The 17,147-nt window shown below is 40.9% G+C and carries 18 protein-coding genes; 14 read left to right on the top strand and 4 right to left on the bottom strand.

The annotated features are described in order from the left end of the window. Positions 1-4: 4 nt before the first annotated feature. Positions 5-1,711: an NFACT RNA binding domain-containing protein gene (locus tag G400_RS0101310; RefSeq protein ID WP_017261841.1), complete on the bottom strand. Its 1,707-nt coding sequence runs from the start codon at positions 1,709-1,711 to the stop codon at positions 5-7. 206 nt (positions 1,712-1,917) lie between these two features. On the opposite strand from G400_RS0101310, the gene G400_RS0101315 reads away from it, so the two are divergent. The 5 genes from G400_RS0101315 (at position 1,918) to G400_RS0101335 (ending at position 6,333) form a co-directional block, all read left to right on the top strand. After that, entirely contained in the window at positions 1,918-2,349 is a 432-nt protein-coding gene (locus tag G400_RS0101315) for a MarR family winged helix-turn-helix transcriptional regulator (protein ID WP_017261842.1), read from the top strand. 162 nt (positions 2,350-2,511) lie between these two features. Next, positions 2,512-3,390 (top strand): DegV family protein, encoded by an 879-nt coding sequence (locus G400_RS0101320; protein WP_017261843.1) that lies wholly within the window; start codon positions 2,512-2,514, stop codon positions 3,388-3,390. 830 nt (positions 3,391-4,220) lie between these two features. Beyond that, positions 4,221-4,736 carry a hypothetical protein gene (locus G400_RS0101325; protein ID WP_017261844.1) on the top strand — a complete coding sequence of 172 codons (516 nt, stop codon included), beginning with the start codon at positions 4,221-4,223 and terminating at the stop codon, positions 4,734-4,736. A 665-nt stretch (positions 4,737-5,401) separates the two neighbouring features. After that, positions 5,402-5,815: a hypothetical protein gene (locus tag G400_RS0101330; RefSeq protein WP_017261845.1), complete on the top strand. Its 414-nt coding sequence runs from the start codon at positions 5,402-5,404 to the stop codon at positions 5,813-5,815. Positions 5,816-5,877: 62 nt separating this feature from the next. Then, complete coding sequence (locus G400_RS0101335) at positions 5,878-6,333, top strand: hypothetical protein (RefSeq protein WP_152323441.1); 456 nt, start codon at positions 5,878-5,880, stop codon at positions 6,331-6,333. A 168-nt stretch (positions 6,334-6,501) separates the two neighbouring features. On the opposite strand, the gene G400_RS0101340 is transcribed toward G400_RS0101335, so the two are convergent. Continuing rightward, a complete protein-coding gene (locus G400_RS0101340; protein WP_017261847.1) occupies positions 6,502-7,182 on the bottom strand; it encodes a YoaK family protein in 681 nt (226 codons plus the stop codon). A 193-nt stretch (positions 7,183-7,375) separates the two neighbouring features. On the opposite strand from G400_RS0101340, the gene G400_RS0101345 reads away from it, so the two are divergent. Further along, positions 7,376-8,245: an aldo/keto reductase gene (locus tag G400_RS0101345; protein ID WP_017261848.1), complete on the top strand. Its 870-nt coding sequence runs from the start codon at positions 7,376-7,378 to the stop codon at positions 8,243-8,245. A gap of 62 nt (positions 8,246-8,307) precedes the next feature. After that, positions 8,308-8,826 (top strand): DNA-3-methyladenine glycosylase I, encoded by a 519-nt coding sequence (locus G400_RS0101350; protein ID WP_017261849.1) that lies wholly within the window; start codon positions 8,308-8,310, stop codon positions 8,824-8,826. A gap of 69 nt (positions 8,827-8,895) precedes the next feature. Here G400_RS0101350 and G400_RS0101355 read toward each other — a convergent pair whose 3' ends face one another. Next, complete coding sequence (locus tag G400_RS0101355; protein ID WP_017261850.1) at positions 8,896-10,569, bottom strand: glycoside hydrolase family 30 protein; 1,674 nt, start codon at positions 10,567-10,569, stop codon at positions 8,896-8,898. A 130-nt stretch (positions 10,570-10,699) separates the two neighbouring features. On the opposite strand from G400_RS0101355, the gene G400_RS0101360 reads away from it, so the two are divergent. From G400_RS0101360 to G400_RS0101370, 3 genes are all read left to right on the top strand, one after another. Further along, positions 10,700-11,548, top strand: a complete 849-nt coding sequence (locus G400_RS0101360; protein ID WP_017261851.1) for an aldo/keto reductase — start codon at positions 10,700-10,702, stop codon at positions 11,546-11,548. Positions 11,549-11,598: 50 nt separating this feature from the next. Next, on the top strand, positions 11,599-11,937 hold the full coding sequence (locus G400_RS0101365; RefSeq protein ID WP_017261852.1) for a DsrE family protein: 339 nt from the start codon (positions 11,599-11,601) through the stop codon (positions 11,935-11,937). Between the two features lie 146 nt (positions 11,938-12,083). Further along, complete coding sequence (locus G400_RS0101370; protein ID WP_017261853.1) at positions 12,084-12,533, top strand: universal stress protein; 450 nt, start codon at positions 12,084-12,086, stop codon at positions 12,531-12,533. A 68-nt stretch (positions 12,534-12,601) separates the two neighbouring features. Here the strand turns inward: G400_RS0101370 and G400_RS0101375 are convergent, their stop codons facing one another. Then, positions 12,602-14,104, bottom strand: a complete 1,503-nt coding sequence (locus G400_RS0101375) for an ATP-binding cassette domain-containing protein (RefSeq protein ID WP_017261854.1) — start codon at positions 14,102-14,104, stop codon at positions 12,602-12,604. A 112-nt stretch (positions 14,105-14,216) separates the two neighbouring features. Here G400_RS0101375 and G400_RS15590 point away from each other — a divergent pair, with 112 nt between their 5' ends. From G400_RS15590 to G400_RS0101405, 4 genes are all read left to right on the top strand, one after another. Next, positions 14,217-15,149, top strand: a complete 933-nt coding sequence (locus G400_RS15590) for a helix-turn-helix domain-containing protein (RefSeq protein WP_017261855.1) — start codon at positions 14,217-14,219, stop codon at positions 15,147-15,149. A gap of 156 nt (positions 15,150-15,305) precedes the next feature. Beyond that, positions 15,306-15,509, top strand: a complete 204-nt coding sequence (locus tag G400_RS0101385; RefSeq protein WP_017261856.1) for a helix-turn-helix transcriptional regulator — start codon at positions 15,306-15,308, stop codon at positions 15,507-15,509. A 533-nt stretch (positions 15,510-16,042) separates the two neighbouring features. Further along, positions 16,043-16,528, top strand: a complete 486-nt coding sequence (locus G400_RS0101400) for a hypothetical protein (protein WP_017261859.1) — start codon at positions 16,043-16,045, stop codon at positions 16,526-16,528. Positions 16,529-16,599: 71 nt separating this feature from the next. Beyond that, entirely contained in the window at positions 16,600-17,103 is a 504-nt protein-coding gene (locus G400_RS0101405; protein ID WP_017261860.1) for a hypothetical protein, read from the top strand. Positions 17,104-17,147: the final 44 nt, after the last annotated feature.

Genomic DNA, 17,147 nt, shown 5'->3' on the forward strand with positions numbered 1-17,147 from the left:
CAGTTTAACTGCGTAACTTTTTAACTAGCTCAGCATCAGGTGTAGCGTAGGCTGTTTGCTGACCTTCATAAATGACGAAACCAGGTTTAGCCCCATTAGGCTTGTGAACGCGCTTGACTTGAACATAGTCAACCGGCACACTGGCAGAATCACGGGCTTTAGAGAAGTAAGCAGCTAAGTTGGCTGCCTCATCGATCGTCTCGTCGGACGGGTCAGCACTGTGGATAATAACGTGTGAGCCGGGCATGTTTTTCACATGCAACCAAATATCCGTCTTTTTAGCCGTATGGAGCGTAAGTTTATCATTTTGAAGATTATTTTTACCAACGGAAATCAATGTCCCATCACTAGCATGGAACTTTTCTGGCTGGCTGATCTGTAAGCGTGGCTTTTTGCTACCGCGTTTACGATGAACCCGAATATAACCTTGTTGCTGTAATTCCAAACGAATTTCATTGATATCTTTGGGACTAGCAAGCTCAATCTGGGCCTGGATGTTACTTAAGTAATCAATTTCAGTTTGGGTGAGGCGAATTTGTTCCGTCACATAAGCAACCGCGTTTTTCAACTTTTGGTAACGATTGAAATATTTCTGCGCATTTTGAGACGGGCCAATCTGATTTGACAGACTAATCTTTAATGGCTTTTCATCATCGTAAAAATTAGGTAAGGTGATTTCAGTCATCCCACGTTTAACCTGATTGAGGTAAGTCGTCAACAATTCACCCTTAATTCGAAAACTGTCGGCCTGGTTTGTTTCAGCCATGGTTTGCTGCAATTTTTTCAACTTACTACGATTTTTCTTAAGTTCGTTACGAACAATGTGAATCAGGTTACCCGCCTGTTCGTTAACACGTTCACGTTCGGCCCGGTCCTGATAGAAAAAGTCTAACAGCTCACTGAGGGTCGCAAATGTTTGTGTGTCATCAAGGTTGGGCGTTGGCATAGCAAACGCACTAAAGCTTGTTTTACCATTTTTTAGCCGATTTAATGTCGGTACCGGTTGATTGAACTGAGCAAAGAAATGAGTGAAACGATCTTCCACACTACCATCTGTCGCATGCAACGCTCCAGCTAGACCCAGTGCTGTATCGCGCGCCAATCCTTGAAAGGTTTGCTGTAACTGCTTAGCCAAAACGTCTTCATTAGGATAATCACGAACTAGATCGTCAACGTTGGCGCTAGTCGTAAAGGGATTGACGTCGTCTTGTTTTGGCGGCGCGATGTAAATAGCACCAGGCAGTAATGAACGAACCCGGTTCTGGTCAGGATTAACGTGCTTAATAAGATCAAGAATACGATTATCGCTTTGTTCAATTAGAAAGACGTTACTGTGCCGGCCCATCATTTCAATGGTGAGGGCAATTGTCTCCTGGTCACCTAATTCGTTGCGGGTGTTAAATGCCAACCGGACGATCCGATCATTTTCAACTTGTTCCAAACTATTGAGAATTGAACCATCCAAGTATTTCCGTAACATCATGGTGAAGTTACTTGGCGTTGCAGGATTGGCGTACGGAATGCGGGTGATTTGCAAACGAGCATAAGTTGGATGAGCTGACAGTAGCAAAGGATAGTTTTGGCTATTGTTGCGAATGGTCAAAACAACTTCGTTAGGATAGGGTTGTGATATTTTAGAAACTCGACCACCAGTTAAGGTCTGTTGCAACTCGGTGACCATTGCATGCGTAAAAGCGCCATCAAAGGACATTTCAAAGCACCTCCTTAATAAAATTGTATGATGAATGCTAGTGTACTTTTGATTAAGTAAACTATAGAACAGTCCATATCATTATAAGCGTCTCTAATTTACAAGGCAAAATAAAGAATTGAATAATGGTGCTTGTAAAGCACAAGTTTGATATTGTACAATACAATACAGGTTAAGAAAATATTAACGAATGCAGGTACATACATATGAAACAGAGTTTAGAAGCCTTACGAGATAGTGAGAAAATTCATCGAGCACAATTATTAGCATTAACTAAACAATATCAGTTAACCATCGCAGAATGGCAATTGTTGATGAATTTGGCAGACGGTCACACAACGCAAGAACAGTTGTCCGCTGCCACTACGCTTGACACATCTACATTGAGTCGTCAGCTCAAGAGTCTTGGCAATAAGGCCATGATCGACAAAGAAGCAACTGGCCGTGACCACCGACAACTCATTTATCACGTCACGGAACAGGGCCAACAGGCGTTGACTGATATCAACCAAGGGTACGAACAACTGACCGCCACGGTATTTGACAAGTGGACAGACGAAGAGAAAAACTTGTTGCAAATTTTGTTGAATCGGTTAGAAACGAGCTTATCCAGGACAAATAAAAACGGCGTTAACTAGCGTTTATTTGCTGTTTAATAAGAGACTTTTGCTATTACCACATTATTACTTATGTTCAATCGGGGCGATGCCATCATTTTGTCGATGAGTGGTAGTCGCTTTTTTTGATGTGTGTTAAAATTGAAAAATACATTTTGGAAAAAAGAAGGCTAACGAGAGCTTATGAAGATTGCCGTGGTTACAGACAGTACCTGTTACCTGTCGCAAACTGAGGTTGATGAAAATAATATTCACGTGGTTCCGATTCCGTTTGTTGTGGACGGCAAGACCTTTGACGAAGGTGTCGACATTAGTACGGAAGGATTCTACCAGTTACTGCGTGAATCAAAATCGTTTCCCAGTACGTCGCAACCACCATTAGGTGAGATGATTGAATTATATAACCATTTGGCTGATGAGGGTTACGATACCGTAATTAGCATTCACTTAGCATCTACCATTTCCGGCTTTGTCAATTCATTGCAGGGTGTAGCTGGCGAAGTTAGTGATCGAATCAAAGTAATTCCGTTTGACTCGCAAATTACGGTTAGGTTGATGGGATACTTGGTTCTGGAAGCTGCACACATGGTTAAAAATGGTGCCGATGCTGATGAAATTATTGCTCGGCTGGAAGAAATGCGCGCCACGATGGGTGAATACTTTGTAGTTGACGATTTGCAGAACTTGGTGCGTGGCGGCCGGTTGTCCAACGCCTCAGCTTTCATTGGGTCTGTGTTAAAAATCAAACCATTACTGACATTTGATGATGACACGCATGAAATTGTCGCTTTCGAAAAAGTGCGTTCCACTAAAAAGGCGCTGGCGAGAGTGGAGACATTGTTTACTGAAGCACAGCAAAAGGTTGACTATCCGCTACGAGGCATCGTCATCCATGGCAACGATCCAGTTGCCGCACAAACATGGCGGGACAAGCTAGCCAAGCAATTTCCTGAAATGCCGTTTGAGCTAAGTTATTTTGGGCCGGTTATCGGTGCTCATTTGGGTGAGAAAGCTCTTGCACTGGCTTGGGTAATTGACTACACACATGCTTATAAAGACTAATTAGGTTTAAATAAGGACCATTTTCGAGAAAATTAACGTCATATTTGACTGTTGACTTCTTGAAAATGGTCTTTTTTGAAATTTAATCGGTTAAAGTTATAAGAATCATGGACATTAAGATTTGTTCTAAGAGAGACTGGAAAACAGTGCATCATTATAAAAACAAATTGTTCAATAAAAAAAGTTCTTGCTTTTTTATATTATTTTAAACATAATTAGAAAATCTTGAAAGCATTGCTTTCTGATATGTGTATTACTTTTTAATAATGCTTACAATAACAAAAAAATCAAGTATGAAAATAAATAGATAATACCTACTGAGCAATGTTAACTGACCAGGATAAATGAGGAAAACGAGAAATGTTATTTGACATCAAAAAATATGGCCAGGCAATGCTTAACTAGTACAGTAAATATAATGGAGGAGCACTAATTAAAAGAGACATACGTCAAGTAAATTAATCTCAGCAAAAGAGTGCAAAAGCAAAGGCTTATGACAAAAGTTATAATTTAGGTGTCAGTGTATTCATCGTAATGTTCAAGTTATTCAAACTGTCTTTACCAATACTCGAAGAAAATAACTTTCTTTTCTTGAAAGGCAGCGTTTATTCTTTGGTTTTTACTTATTTTTTCCTGAACTGCACATTATTTTGGGGAGCATTACAGTGTTTTCCGTGTATGCAACTATTGACGCACTGGTGGGGGATAATCAGTCGCTAATCTTATATTTTTTTCGAACTCATTGTCTTTCTTAATTGGTTTGTACATTGATCAGTAACTAATTAAGAAAGACTTATTCACCGATTTCGGGTGGTGCTTTTTCTGGCGCTGTGTACTCAGATTTCGTAGATAATCAAACTAAAGCTAGTAGTAAAGTGCTTTATCCAAAAATGGAGGAAAGGGTCGGACAAAATAAGAAGTTTATGGGTCTTAGCTCCAGTGTAGATATTGATGCGGCGGAGGCAGAAATCAATAAAAAGACCAAAAATAAAATTGTCGATGCTGAGTCTGGTGTACAGGCAGAAGCTGGAGGTGTTCATCTGAAGGGGAATTTTTATTCATCAACAAAATCACAAGAGTATGGCGCACAGGCAGAAGTTGACGGTTACACAATTCAGGGACATGTGGGATTTGGATTTTTGAAATACAATCATGTTCCTCTATTTGGAATTAAAGGGACCCTTCAAGCAGGAGAGACAGCTATGGCGGGTGTGAATCAAAAGAACACAAAGATTAAACAGCTTGTTCCACATATGGGGATATATCAGGCAACGTCTAATGTTAAATTTGGAGCTATTTTGGGTGTGAAACTCAAAGTTTCATATCCAATTTTGAGGGAGAACTGAGAGAAAATATGAAAATTAAAAATAAATATTTAATTATGTTAACGGCCTTATCAGTTTTCACAATCATAGGATTATTTTTTTCAATGGCGATAATAGATTTTCATTAGTGATGATGGTGATTTCTGGAGTTACTTTTGAACTGGGAAGTTTGTTTTTCTTAAGAGTATTATCGAACATTAGCCAACAAAAATACTCGATCACTGACTCTAGTAGTGTAAAAAAATATTTAAAGCTGGTTCTTTTATAGTTTCATGCGGATTGGCACTTAGTTCTACAGATGAATTTTTTAGCCTAGGATGGTTATTTTTTCAAAATTATATAGGTGGATTAGGTATTACTATCGGAATCGGGTACATGATTTTATTTAGCATATATGTAGTGGATCTATTTTTAATGATGAAAACCTTTATAGAAAAAGAATGGGTAAATGACTAGTCCTTTACGAAAGAAATAAAGTCGGAGAAAAAAGAATAGTCTCGTACTGTTAATAGTAATAATTATCTGATTGAACAAAGTCAGGAGGACTTTGACAAAGCGTACGAGAAATTTTATTGCTTTAAACTTTTCAATGATTAGTGTGTCTTTTAGACTCTAAGGTGTACGTAAGGTGAGCAGATTTGAAAATAACTTATCCCACTGTGAATTTTGATTGGTAGTGTTAACAGATGAAAAAGAATGAAATAATAAAATTCGTATTTGTTATATTTGTGTTAGTTGCATTAGGATTCAGCACAAGTGGAGAGAAGGTTGATGCACTTTTACCAACACTTAATATTGCTATTTTTGAAGGTGTTGCAATTTTTCTTTGTAACTGGATTTTACTTTTTACTCAAAAAGGCATCTCAGCAATTACAACGAGAGAAGTTGAAAAAGTATTGAAGTTGTTGTTCATAATTGTCGTAATAGGGCTTCTTTTTATGATCTTATGTCTTCAGGTTGTTTTGATGATTCAGTTTGTTCAATTTAATAAGGGTGTGATTCGGATAACTGGAATTTTCGCATACCTGGCTTTGACTTATGTAAGCACAAAAATTAATTTGCGGCTAATGATTTACACAATCAGAAATGTCATTCAATAATTTTGCAACTAAATGATGGGTGGACGTATTTAAAAAGCAAGGTTAAAAGAGTTGATGGGGATTTGACAAAATATTATTCAAGTCTTGAAAAATTAGGGGATATTATGAAAAAAAACATTCGTGGGATTTTACTGTTCTTAATTTTCTTGGTTATTGGTGTACTTTTCCTAAATACTAGGCTGTATGTTATAGGGTATACAGTCATGGGGTTGTTTAGCGAACTAATTGCATTTGCTTTTCTTCGTGTTATTCCCAAAATTAGTAAGGAAAATTATGAAATCGTAACAACCGATCAAATTGCTCAAATTTTTAAAATCTTTTATTTGCTTTTATCTGCGGGTGCACTTTTCTTTTCCACTTGCCAATTTTTCAAAATAAGTTTTCTGTTTTTTGAAAACAGCCGAATTTGGTTCCATCTTATCTTAGGCTTACTCTGTTTTTTTGCGGCCCTTTATTACTTCTACGCAAATATTTTACTGATATTAAGCGACTACAACATGTTCAAGCAGAACATGTAGACGGTGAATTTTAAAAAATAGTGGAAAACAAGACTATCAAAATGCTGCAATCACTAACCGAAGATCGCGCCAATAAAGCTAACTGGTGATCTGTATGCTTTTGTGTGTATTCATATCAATGTCTTAGTTTCAAATGGATCTAGTTTAAGTTTTTTGTTGCTGTTCATTTTAATCAGTGAGATGTGTGGATAATAGATCCACCAAAATAATGATCAGAACGATTACCGCTAGCAACAACGATAACTGCCCGAATTGATCACTTAGAAAAACAAGCGTCACAGCGCCAATACAAAAGCCGGAGAAAATGCCGAGCAATTTTAGCCCTTGATTAACCATTACCCAATTGCGTTGCCAGAGACCACCAAACAAGAAGGCCGTACAAGCACGAATGTTGCCTGTCATCATCGTCGAATTAAACGTCACGCCGTCGATATTACGAAAGGATTGTAGTTGAATCCCGGATACGGCCGAGAGTCCCGATGTAATGACGATATTAGGTAGGAAGTTAAGCGTGGCCGATAGGATAATTAACAGCGATTCGACAGCAATTGTTATCCGTATCCATTGGCGAAGCGACCGAATAGAAATAGTTTGCTGAATGATCCGGGTAACACCAACGGCCAAAAAGAAAATCATCAATGGAATCAACCGTTGCCAAACGCCAACCCAATGTCCGCGAGCAATGTTAATACCAAGAAGAACCAGGTTACCAGACTGCAGACTCGCAAAAACACCGCCGTGAAACCAAAAAGAATCGGCATCGATCATCCCACCAATAAAGGCAAGCAGAATCGCAGTTCTGACTTTCATGATAAATGTGTGGTTGCTAATTACCGTAGCATTTTGCATAAGAACCACCAACTTTCATAGTTGATTGCATTTCATCAGATTTACATACTATCTTTAATTTTACGTCAATTATTTATCGTGTGCTGATAACGACTAAAACTGCGTATTCTTTTTCTTAAACAAATGGATTTGAAACACGGCGGCATTCACGAGATAATGGACGAGTACGTTTATTTGAGAAAGGATGACAAACATGAGTTCAAACATTCCTAACATCACATTGAGTAATGGCGTCGAAATCCCTCAAATTGGATTAGGCGTCTTTCGTGTCAATGATCCGCAAGTCGTCGTTGACAGTGTTGTTGACGCAGTGAAAGCGGGATACCGTCATATTGATACGGCTAGTTTTTACGGAAACGAGGCCGCTGTCGGCGATGGTGTTCGTCAAACTGGTGTGCCACGACAAGACTTATTTGTCACATCCAAAGTTTGGAATAATATCCGCGGCTATCAGGAAACAATTGATCAATTTAACCGGTCACTAAGCCTATTAGGTTTTGACTATTTGGATTTGTATCTGATTCACTGGCCGGCTGCTGGCTATGAAGAAAATTGGCGGGCCATGGAAGACTTGTACCATGCCGGTAAAATTCGGGCAATTGGTGTTTCCAACTTTGAACCACGACACATTGAACATTTGATGGTTTCAGCAACAGTTGCGCCGATGATTGACCAAGTTGAAACACATCCATACCTGCAACAAAATGAAGTTCACGAGTATTGTGAGATCAATCATATTGTGCACGAGGCATGGAGTCCGTTGGGTGGTGGCAAGAGTGACGTGCTCAGTGATCCAGTAATCGTTGACTTGGCTGCCAGGCATCATAAGAGTGCAGCACAAATTGTCCTTCGTTGGCACGTTCAACGCGGTGAGGTAGTCATCCCCAAGTCTGTTCATCAACAACGAATTGAGGAAAACGCGGACGTTTTTGACTTTTCGTTAACGCCTGAAGAAATGCGCGCAATTGCAGCATTGGACCGCAACGGTCGGGTTGGGTCAGATCCTAACGATGAAGCGTTCCTAAAACGTTCCACAACCTACGATAATCAGAATCACAAATAAATCAGCTTGCGTTAAGTTGCCTCATCGATCACTAGCGGCGCAGGCAATTAAGGAGTCGGCGAATGGCTAAATCAGCTGGGGTAATCGAATATGATCGTGATTTTGGGAAAGAAACACATGACGATCAACGAATGTTTGAATTATTAACTGTTGGCGTTTTTCAGGTGGGGTTGAGTTGGCAAGCAGCTGCTAGCAAGTTGCCAGCTTACCGGCGTAATTTTTACCAAATGGACATTGCTAAAGTTGCGGCCATGGACTTAGAAAATATTGACAATGTATTAAATGATCCAAACATGATTCGCAATCCCAGAAAAATCCGGGCAGTTATCAAAAATGCTCGGGCGATAATCGGTGTCCAAAACGAATATGGCAGTTTCGCCAACTACATGTGGAATTTCGTGGACGAGGTACCCCACACTAAAAACTACGAAACACGCGACGAAGTGGAAACGAGCACACCGTTTGCTGGTAAGGTGGCTAAAGACATGAAGAAACACGGCTTTACGTTTGTTGGACCTACCGTAACTTATATGTTTATGAAAGCTTGCGGCATGATTCAAGATCAGGTGTGGGATAGCTAAAACACACCAAATAGCACCCCATAATGACGACTATGAGTCGAAATTATGGGGTGCTTTATCTTTAAATTGCTAGTCTTGTAAGCCTAAGAAACGATAAATTGGCGTTAACCAGTGATTATCGAACCGCGACAAGCGCTTCAGTGATGTTGGCGTATGTGTTATCGGTGGTGTTTTCAAATTTTTTGCCGTTTGTTTAGGTAACCGCAGACTGTTGAAAGAATGCGGCGTTAATCGTACTTTGTAAGCACGATGCCCGATAACAGCCTGGACTGTTCGTACTTGGGAGGACCGATTTTCAAGCAGAAGTCGCGTTGAGCCATCGTGTTGCAAAATGGCTGTGTGGTCCAATTGGCGATTTGTCGTTGAAGCAACACTCACGGCGCCAGGTTGGACATCACGACTGACTCTTTTGAGAACGTAATAGGCGGGATTGATCACCAATTGTTCTTTCGACGTGCCAGCGTGTAAGACATTGATCGGGGCGCCGCAAGGATTAACGGCTGCGTGGGTCGGACCACCTTGACCATTGAGGACCAAGTTCCAATCGAGATACCCTTGAACATGGTGCTCAAAATCGTTGATGATGTCATATCCGTAACGAGCTGCTGGCGTCCACTGATTTAGCCAAACGCCTTTTTCTTGTGCGGCTTCCGTGGCAATAATCTGTTGTAGTGGCTGCTGACGATGAAACCGGTCGAGGTTGTTAAAATTATCATCCCAAGCTGGTTGACCACTAAGGTTGCCCAAGCTCATCTGAGCATTTAAACTGGCGGCGTACCAGTGCACACCCACGCTATCGACGTATTGGTGCACACCTCGATGCGCGTAAAACTTCTGGGTCCATTGATTAAAGCCCATCATGATTGGCTGAGTAGCATCACTTTTAACGTAGTCCCAAACCATAATTTTTGTTTGTGGATGCCGTGCTTTTAATTTAGGACCTAAGTAGTGGGTAATAAAGGTCGCTGCTGCATCCGGTGTCCACGTCATTGCTTCCCATGGCGAGCTAGCTTGTAATTCATTTTGCAGAGACAACGTCTTAATCGCAACACCACGGCGTTGCTGTGCGTCAACGTACTTCACTAAGTAGTCGGCATAAGCGGGCATAGCAGAACGCTTTAATGCGTTGTTGACGAGAAAGTTTTGACCATCACGTCGGTGACTAACTTTCATCCATTTTGGTGGCGCCCATGGTGCTGCCATAATTTGGACGTTGGGCGCCTGCTTGAGAATCTGCTGTAAGACCGGTGAGACGTGAACATCGTCAGGTTTTAAACTGAATGTCGCTGGCGTGGCTTGTTTAGCATACGTATAGCCAAACGTCGAAAAATCAGCCGATCCAATCGTCAAACGTAAATTCGTGTAACGAGCTCCTTGAGCGCCAAAGTAGGCCGTCAAAATTTGACGGCGTGTTTGTGGACGGCTCTTTTGAATGACACTGGCAGCACTGTCCGTTAAGGCGCCACCAACGCCAGTAAATGTTTGGCGACGACGATTAGGAAAGACTTGTACAAAGCCAGTACCATTGGAAACGTGATCAATATGTTTGCCCGTCACAAGATGCCGTTGATCATGCTGACCAGCTTGATTGGTAGTCGTCATCGTCGTTTGGTATCGTGAATCAGCCTTCGACACCGACATGGTTAATGCAGGCAAAGTGCTGCTGACCACGTTTGTAACGCCCACGGTTAGCATGGCAATAACGACTAATTTAATTGACGAACCAAGTTTCCGCTTTGCCACGTAGACCGCTCCTTTACCACGATTTCTTTAAGTATAGCATGGTGTTTATTGAAGAGAAGCGTTTTAACTGGTGAGATAGTTTTAAAACAGGTATGGTAAAAGTGGTTGAAATAATGGGAGGGTGTTACAGATGAAAACTGTCACAATCAATCAGCAAGTACTGCCCGCAATCGGGTTAGGAACATGGCATATTGGTGACTCTGAGGCGACCAGGTCGCGCGAAATTGCGGCACTATCTGCTGGACTTGATGCCGGTGCTACAGTGATTGATACCGCGGAAATGTATGGCAATGGCCGCTCTGAACGGCTAGTTGGTGAGGTGTTAAACCAACGTCAACGCAATGACTTGTATCTTGTTTCCAAAGTTCTGCCGGAAAACGCGAGTGTAAGACAATTACCCCGTAGTTTGGACCGTTCTTTGGAAGCCTTGAATACTGATTACCTTGATTTATACCTGTTACATTGGCGGGGCAATATTCCACTTGCAGAGACGGTTCGTGCAATGGAAGCTGCTAAGAAGGCGGGCAAAATTCGTGCGTGGGGCGTATCAAACTTTGACGTGGATGATATGCAAGAATTGCTAAGCGTGCCTGATGGTGACAAGGTCGCTGTTAACGAGGTGCTTATCAACTTGCAAAGCCGTGGCACCTTGTTTGACTTGTTGCCATGGCAAGAGAAACATCATATTCCAACACTTGCATATTCACCCATTGCACAGGGCGATACACTGGGTGGCAACTTGGCAAACAATGAAACACTGAAAAGCATTGCTGCGGCCCACCATGTGTCGGTGTTTGCTATTATGTTGGCATGGGTCATTCAATTGCCTGATGTGTTGGCAATTCCAGAGTCTGGGACAGTTGACCATGCCAAAGAAAATGTTGCTGTGGCGGACCTGGTGCTTAGCGATGAAGAACTGACACGGATAAATACCGCATTTCCAAAGCCAACACATAAAATTCCGCTAGCTGTGATTTAACAAGCCAATTCTATTTTATAAAAAAATGAAAAATTAAAGGAGCTGTTGAAATGCGCCATAAGGTTGTCTTTCATGTGGATCAGCCTGATCACTGGGCTCACACGATGCAAAATGTCGCTAACTTAACCACATACGTCGAATCTGAACCTAAGGAGCAGCTACAAGTAGTTGTATTGGTCAATGGCGCTGCCATCACCAAATATTTGGATCAAGACGGTCGGGATGTCGTCCGTCGCTTTACAGACGTCGAATTTCACGCCTGTCATAACTCAATGAGTACGCACAATATTACCGCTGATCAATTACCAGAGAGTGTGCTTGTGGTTCCCGTGGGCGTTTTGGATCTCATTAAATTACAGGAGTCTGGGTACGCATACATCAAACCATAGGCTCGGGATATTGTGTAAAATCGCTGATTTACTGATTATAAATGTTCACTGAACATTCAAAGGCAGATTAAGTGTGGATGAAATCAAATTATGGTATATATAAGTCAGATTTCATAAACCTAATCCCTTTGAAGGAGGCGATTAAGATGGCATTTCCACCAAAAGACATTATGGTACCCCTCGATGGTTCCAAAAATGCTGAGCGGGCGTTGACAACAGCCATTGCTTTGGCGAAAGAAAACAAGGCCCGTTTACACCTCGTTCGAGTCATTGATCCAAACATCTATGCGGCTTACGGTGGTGGCGCTAATGCGACCGTATTTAACGAGGATGTTCGGCTCGCAACTGAAAATTATTTAGAGGATGTTGCCAAGCGAGTTAAGGAAAGTGGTTTTACAAACTTTTCAACAAAGCTACTGCAAGGCAATATTAAATCTACACTTGCTCGTAGCTACCCAGAAGAACACAAAATTGATTTAATCATGATTGGGGCTACGGGGATGAACGCCATCAGTCAGGCGGTCATGGGATCAATTACTGCCTATGTTGTTCGGCATGCGACCGTTAACGTGTTTGTAGTTAAAGATGAGGCCTGAATAATATTGATTAAAACGCTTCTGCCATTACTTCGTTTTGGTCGAAGCGTTTTAATTTGCTCTGAATATTAATTATTCTGTGTGTCCTGAGTTCGAGTTAGGTTTGCAAAATCAATGACACGACTAAATAATGGCAGAACTTGATCGTGAACCGTGTGACTGATCATAATGAGCGTCAAAGCGGGCATGTTTAATAATAACTTCTCAATATAAATAGCAGTGGCTGGATCGATTGCGGAAGTGCCTTCGTCTAATAGAAGCACTTGTGGTTGACGTAATAAGGCTCTTGCTAATGCCAACCGTTGTCGTTGACCGCCAGATAAGCAATTGCCGTCAGTGCCCACTTGTAAATCAAGAAAAAGAGCCCCATCTTTTTCTGAAGTCACCAATTTCATTAGTAACAGTTGATGGATCAGCTGTTGATCCGTGAATGTTTGATTTAACAGCAAATTTTCTAGAACCGTGCCCTGAATAAGCAATGGTCGTTGATCTAGGTAAAGGACTTTAGTTAGGACGTAGTTTGCAGACCTAGCCGATATTTGATGTCCTGATAACTTAATCGTTCCTTCAGTTGGCGGTAAGTAACCGGCAATTAGTTTCAAAAAGGTTGATTTGCCAGTGCCACTTGCGCCAGTTAACAAGATTTTTTGACCCTGATAGAATGTTTGAGAGACATGATCAAATAGCAACGTCGAGTTTGATGGATAGTGATATGACACCTTATTTAATTGAAAAACGACTGGTACGTTTTTCTGCGCCTTACTTGATTGGACAAACGGTGCCGTCATGAAGGCCTGCTCATCAACATATTTTTGAAAAATCGGCCGTGTGCCACGAATCAAACCAAGCGTATTGCTCAGGTTGCCCAAACTATTAAAAACATTGCCCGCCAAACTGCCGACCGCGTTGATGGTGCCAAGGCCGACAAGATGTTGAACGGCCAATAAACCTGCTAAACCAATTAAAACAACTTGTGAAAGAATATTACCTAAAAAGCCGATTATACTAATCTGCGTTTGGACGACCGCCCGGTTAACGTTTGCGTTTTTCAGTGCTATTGAGGCAGAACGAACTTTGACAATTAGCAAGGGCAAGGAGTGAAAAGCATACAGCAGGTCAAAGGCGTGAAGCGCATCATGTGTGGCGTTAACAAATTGCTCATTTTGACGAGTTAAACTGTTACTCGTGACATTTAGTCGGCGATCCAAAAGGCGCGGCATAAAAATGATTAGTGCAGTCAGCACAGCAGCTGCTAAAGCCAGCAACCAATGGAAATAGGCTAGGGTAGCTAAAGCTAAAAGTGCACCAGCAATGTCTTCAATGACAATATCGAGGTTTTGAATAAGGTGCTGTTCAAATACTTCTGAAATATATTGAATAAGCGCGACAACACTCCAGATGACTAACAGTATTCCTACCTGTTGAACGAACAGAATTACTTGCCGTTTAATCAATGCATTTAGAATGTTTGCATTGATGACTGACGCGTAAACCGTCAACGATTGCGACAAAGTTAACAAACCAATTGCAAAGATGAATTGTCGTTTAAACTGCAAAATGTACTTTTTCATTTTGAATTCCTCCATGTCTGTCACTCAGTCTAGTAGACGGACATATGGGCAATTTTTAGAAAATGTGGCGTATACTGCACATGTAAAGGCTTATAAAAAGAGGTAACGGAATATGCAAAACGAAGACCAATCAATCTTGCCAGCCGGCATTGTGATTAAACAGTTGAGACAAGCTAGGAGGCTGACCCAAAAAGAAGTCTATCAGGGCATAGTTTCACGTTCTTTTTATAGTCGTTTAGAACACGGTCAGTACGATGTGGATGCAACTCATTTATGGCGGCTACTAGATCGGATTAGTGTTGGCGCAGCCGAATTTGATTACCTCAGGCGTAATCATCAAATCACGTCCGAGGCCTGCTTGCTTAATACAATAAGCGATTTATATGCACAGCATCGTTTTGATGAACTAAAGCAATTGTATATGGCAAAACAAAGTTCACGGCTGGGATCTGATCGATTATTGGCCAGTGAAATCTATACATTAGTGCGCGCATACGGAACGAACATGTTCAACATGGCGGTTGAACCCAGTTTAATTGCCGTTGAACACTTGGAAAAATTAACACGGTGGTCCTTATTTGAACTGCAACTAGCTGGTCCAGCGATTTGGACCGTCAGTTCATTAAAGCGGAAACGTGCATTAGTCGAACGAGGAGAGACTTGCTACCATTTTTATGCAGACATGAATGGTTCATACGCCGCTAATTTAAGAGAGACACTGTGGCTTAATTACTTACAGGACTTGCTGACACGACCAACGTATGTAAAGGGTGCTAGATTTAGCGATGCCAAGGAAGTTTGGCAGGAAGTTGATGCATTATCCGATTTGTCAACAGACTTTAATTGCCGGCTGAAGCGATTAACGAGCCGTGTCATTGGTGCACTCTACTTTGCCGATGATCAACAAGACGCTATCAACCAAGCGCATCAGCTGTTAACGACATTTCGCATGCTTAATGACAAAAACAAGCATCAAATCTCCATTGAGAAAGAAATTATTACGTTTCAACTCAAGCGTGCACAAGAATATCATCGATATCACTGATCAGAATTAAAGGGCGTCCTTAGTCAATTTTGAGTGTGATTGTGTTTTTTATTGAACTGAAATGTAAAGAACGTTTGACATAAAATGTAAAAGATGTTTTACTTTATGTGTCAAAGACGTTTGACATTAGAATAATTAGCGAAGGGGCTGACGGTCGTGCAGAATGTGATCAATTCAACACGTAAACAGCAAAAACTCTCTCAGGCCGAATTAGCGACTAAAACAGGGGTAACAAGGCAAACCATCAATGCAATTGAAAACGATAAATATGATCCATCTTTGGACCTAGCATTTAAGTTAGCCGATGTACTTGGGCTAAGAGTGGATCAATTATTTTTATGGGGTGACAGACATGACTGATATAAAGAAAAACATGCTACGCTTCGCACTTGCGGATACTGTCATGGGATGTATGTTTATATATTTTAGTTGGCACAATCATCTGTTTAAACCAAGCGGGGGCATCATTGCAATACTTGCTTTGTTCATTTTTATCCTCGCTCGAAATTTTCTTTTGCCAGATGGACGGCCGGTATATCGAATGAGGAGTTTGCTTAAAATACAGAAAAGCAATCACTCGGTGAGTAATTTACCCAACGATGAAGGTGAATGGCAGTTATTTACTTGAGGCAGACTATTTGAGTACTCGAGTTTAATAGTCTTAATGATTTTTCCTTTGGTTGCTGCAATCCTGATACCTGAGTACGCTAAAAGTTCTAATGCCGGTCAGCTGACCTCACTAAACATTGATAAAGTCGGATTTATTGTGGTCTGTCTAATTGCGTTAGCATTCTTGATCAAGGAATGGACCATGCTGGCACTATATAGCTGGCTTTCACAGAATAAATAAAAGCATTACATATTTGATTCGAAAAAGAAGGAGACAATCAGCAATGACCAAAACTAAACGTAACATGCTCATTAACACTTCTGTTTGGACCATTATCTTACTGGAGTTACTTGTGCTGACATACACCAGAAGTTCTATTAATTTTATTGGTTGGTTACTTGTTTTATTTAATTTAACTATTTTATCCATGACGCAAGCGAACTTTGTGCCAAATCAACATGTGAAACTCTTTGATCTAAAGGAAACTGGGCAACCACTGAATATGCTACCAGCAGATGAACGTGAATGGCATGTAATGCAGAAAGCCGATTATGTCAGTACTAACGTGACACTCATACTTCTTAGTGTTCCATTGGTCACAGCTTTCATGCTCCCAAAGATTGCTCAAGATGCAGCCGACAGTGTGATTCCAAATTTATTTTCACTTGACGCGCTCAGCTTTATCATTGTTTGTTTGATTGTTCTGATCTTATTGGTTAAGAAATGGGCATCTCTGTTTATGTACGTTTTATTAGAACAAAGAAATTAAAAATTTTAAAATGCTAGCAATATATTAACTGACTTGGCAAATAAATAAGTGCAAAGAAAAGAGGGATTTTTGTGGTTAATGTGAAAAGAAATATGGTCGTTACAGCAATCTGGGAAACAATTCTCTTAATTTCATTTGTTCCCATGCTAACGTTATTGAGTCAAGGGGCCCATAATGACACAGCAATATCTTGGATAACGATGTTCCTAACCTGGGGTGTGCTTCTAGTTAGCTTAGTGATGTTCAGAAGAAGTCAGCAAAAGGGATTAAAGCATCGTGTTAAAATTTTTGATGTTAAAGAGAACGGTGAACCAGTAGACATGTTTCATAATGATGAGCGCGAATGGCGATTAATGTTAACTGCGCAATATGTCAGTGCTCGTGTGACAACATTATTTGCGTTGATTGTTATGGTTGCAGTTCCGCTAACATTAGGTAGCATTATCAACGCAGGTTCGACAATTCATATATCTGTGATACTGATGGCAGCTATGCTGACAAGTATCATCGCGGTTGGTTTGTTAATTAGCGAATGGTCATATGTAATTGTTTATTTTAAGTTAGATAAAGAATAACAAAAAAGTCGACAGGCCTTGTCGTAAACCTCGAGAAAAATGGG

It is taken from the genome of Furfurilactobacillus rossiae DSM 15814, from assembly GCF_000428925.1.
Classification (GTDB): Bacteria; Bacillota; Bacilli; order Lactobacillales; family Lactobacillaceae; genus Furfurilactobacillus; species Furfurilactobacillus rossiae.

Bases quoted from the DNA above. Each gene is read 5' to 3' on its own strand.
- G400_RS15590 (WP_017261855.1), top strand. From the start codon at position 14,217: ATGCAAAACGAAGACCAATCAATCTTGCCAGCCGGCATTGTGATTAAA.
- G400_RS0101360 (WP_017261851.1), top strand. From the start codon at position 10,700: ATGAAAACTGTCACAATCAATCAGCAAGTACTGCCCGCAATCGGGTTA.
- G400_RS0101315 (WP_017261842.1), top strand. From the start codon at position 1,918: ATGAAACAGAGTTTAGAAGCCTTACGAGATAGTGAGAAAATTCATCGA.
- G400_RS0101340 (WP_017261847.1), bottom strand. From the start codon at position 7,182: ATGCAAAATGCTACGGTAATTAGCAACCACACATTTATCATGAAAGTC.
- G400_RS0101345 (WP_017261848.1), top strand. From the start codon at position 7,376: ATGAGTTCAAACATTCCTAACATCACATTGAGTAATGGCGTCGAAATC.
- G400_RS0101320 (WP_017261843.1), top strand. From the start codon at position 2,512: ATGAAGATTGCCGTGGTTACAGACAGTACCTGTTACCTGTCGCAAACT.
- G400_RS0101400 (WP_017261859.1), top strand. From the start codon at position 16,043: ATGACCAAAACTAAACGTAACATGCTCATTAACACTTCTGTTTGGACC.
- G400_RS0101350 (WP_017261849.1), top strand. From the start codon at position 8,308: ATGGCTAAATCAGCTGGGGTAATCGAATATGATCGTGATTTTGGGAAA.
- G400_RS0101330 (WP_017261845.1), top strand. From the start codon at position 5,402: ATGAAAAAGAATGAAATAATAAAATTCGTATTTGTTATATTTGTGTTA.
- G400_RS0101310 (WP_017261841.1), bottom strand. From the start codon at position 1,711: ATGTCCTTTGATGGCGCTTTTACGCATGCAATGGTCACCGAGTTGCAA.
- G400_RS0101370 (WP_017261853.1), top strand. From the start codon at position 12,084: ATGGCATTTCCACCAAAAGACATTATGGTACCCCTCGATGGTTCCAAA.
- G400_RS0101375 (WP_017261854.1), bottom strand. From the start codon at position 14,104: ATGAAAAAGTACATTTTGCAGTTTAAACGACAATTCATCTTTGCAATT.
- G400_RS0101365 (WP_017261852.1), top strand. From the start codon at position 11,599: ATGCGCCATAAGGTTGTCTTTCATGTGGATCAGCCTGATCACTGGGCT.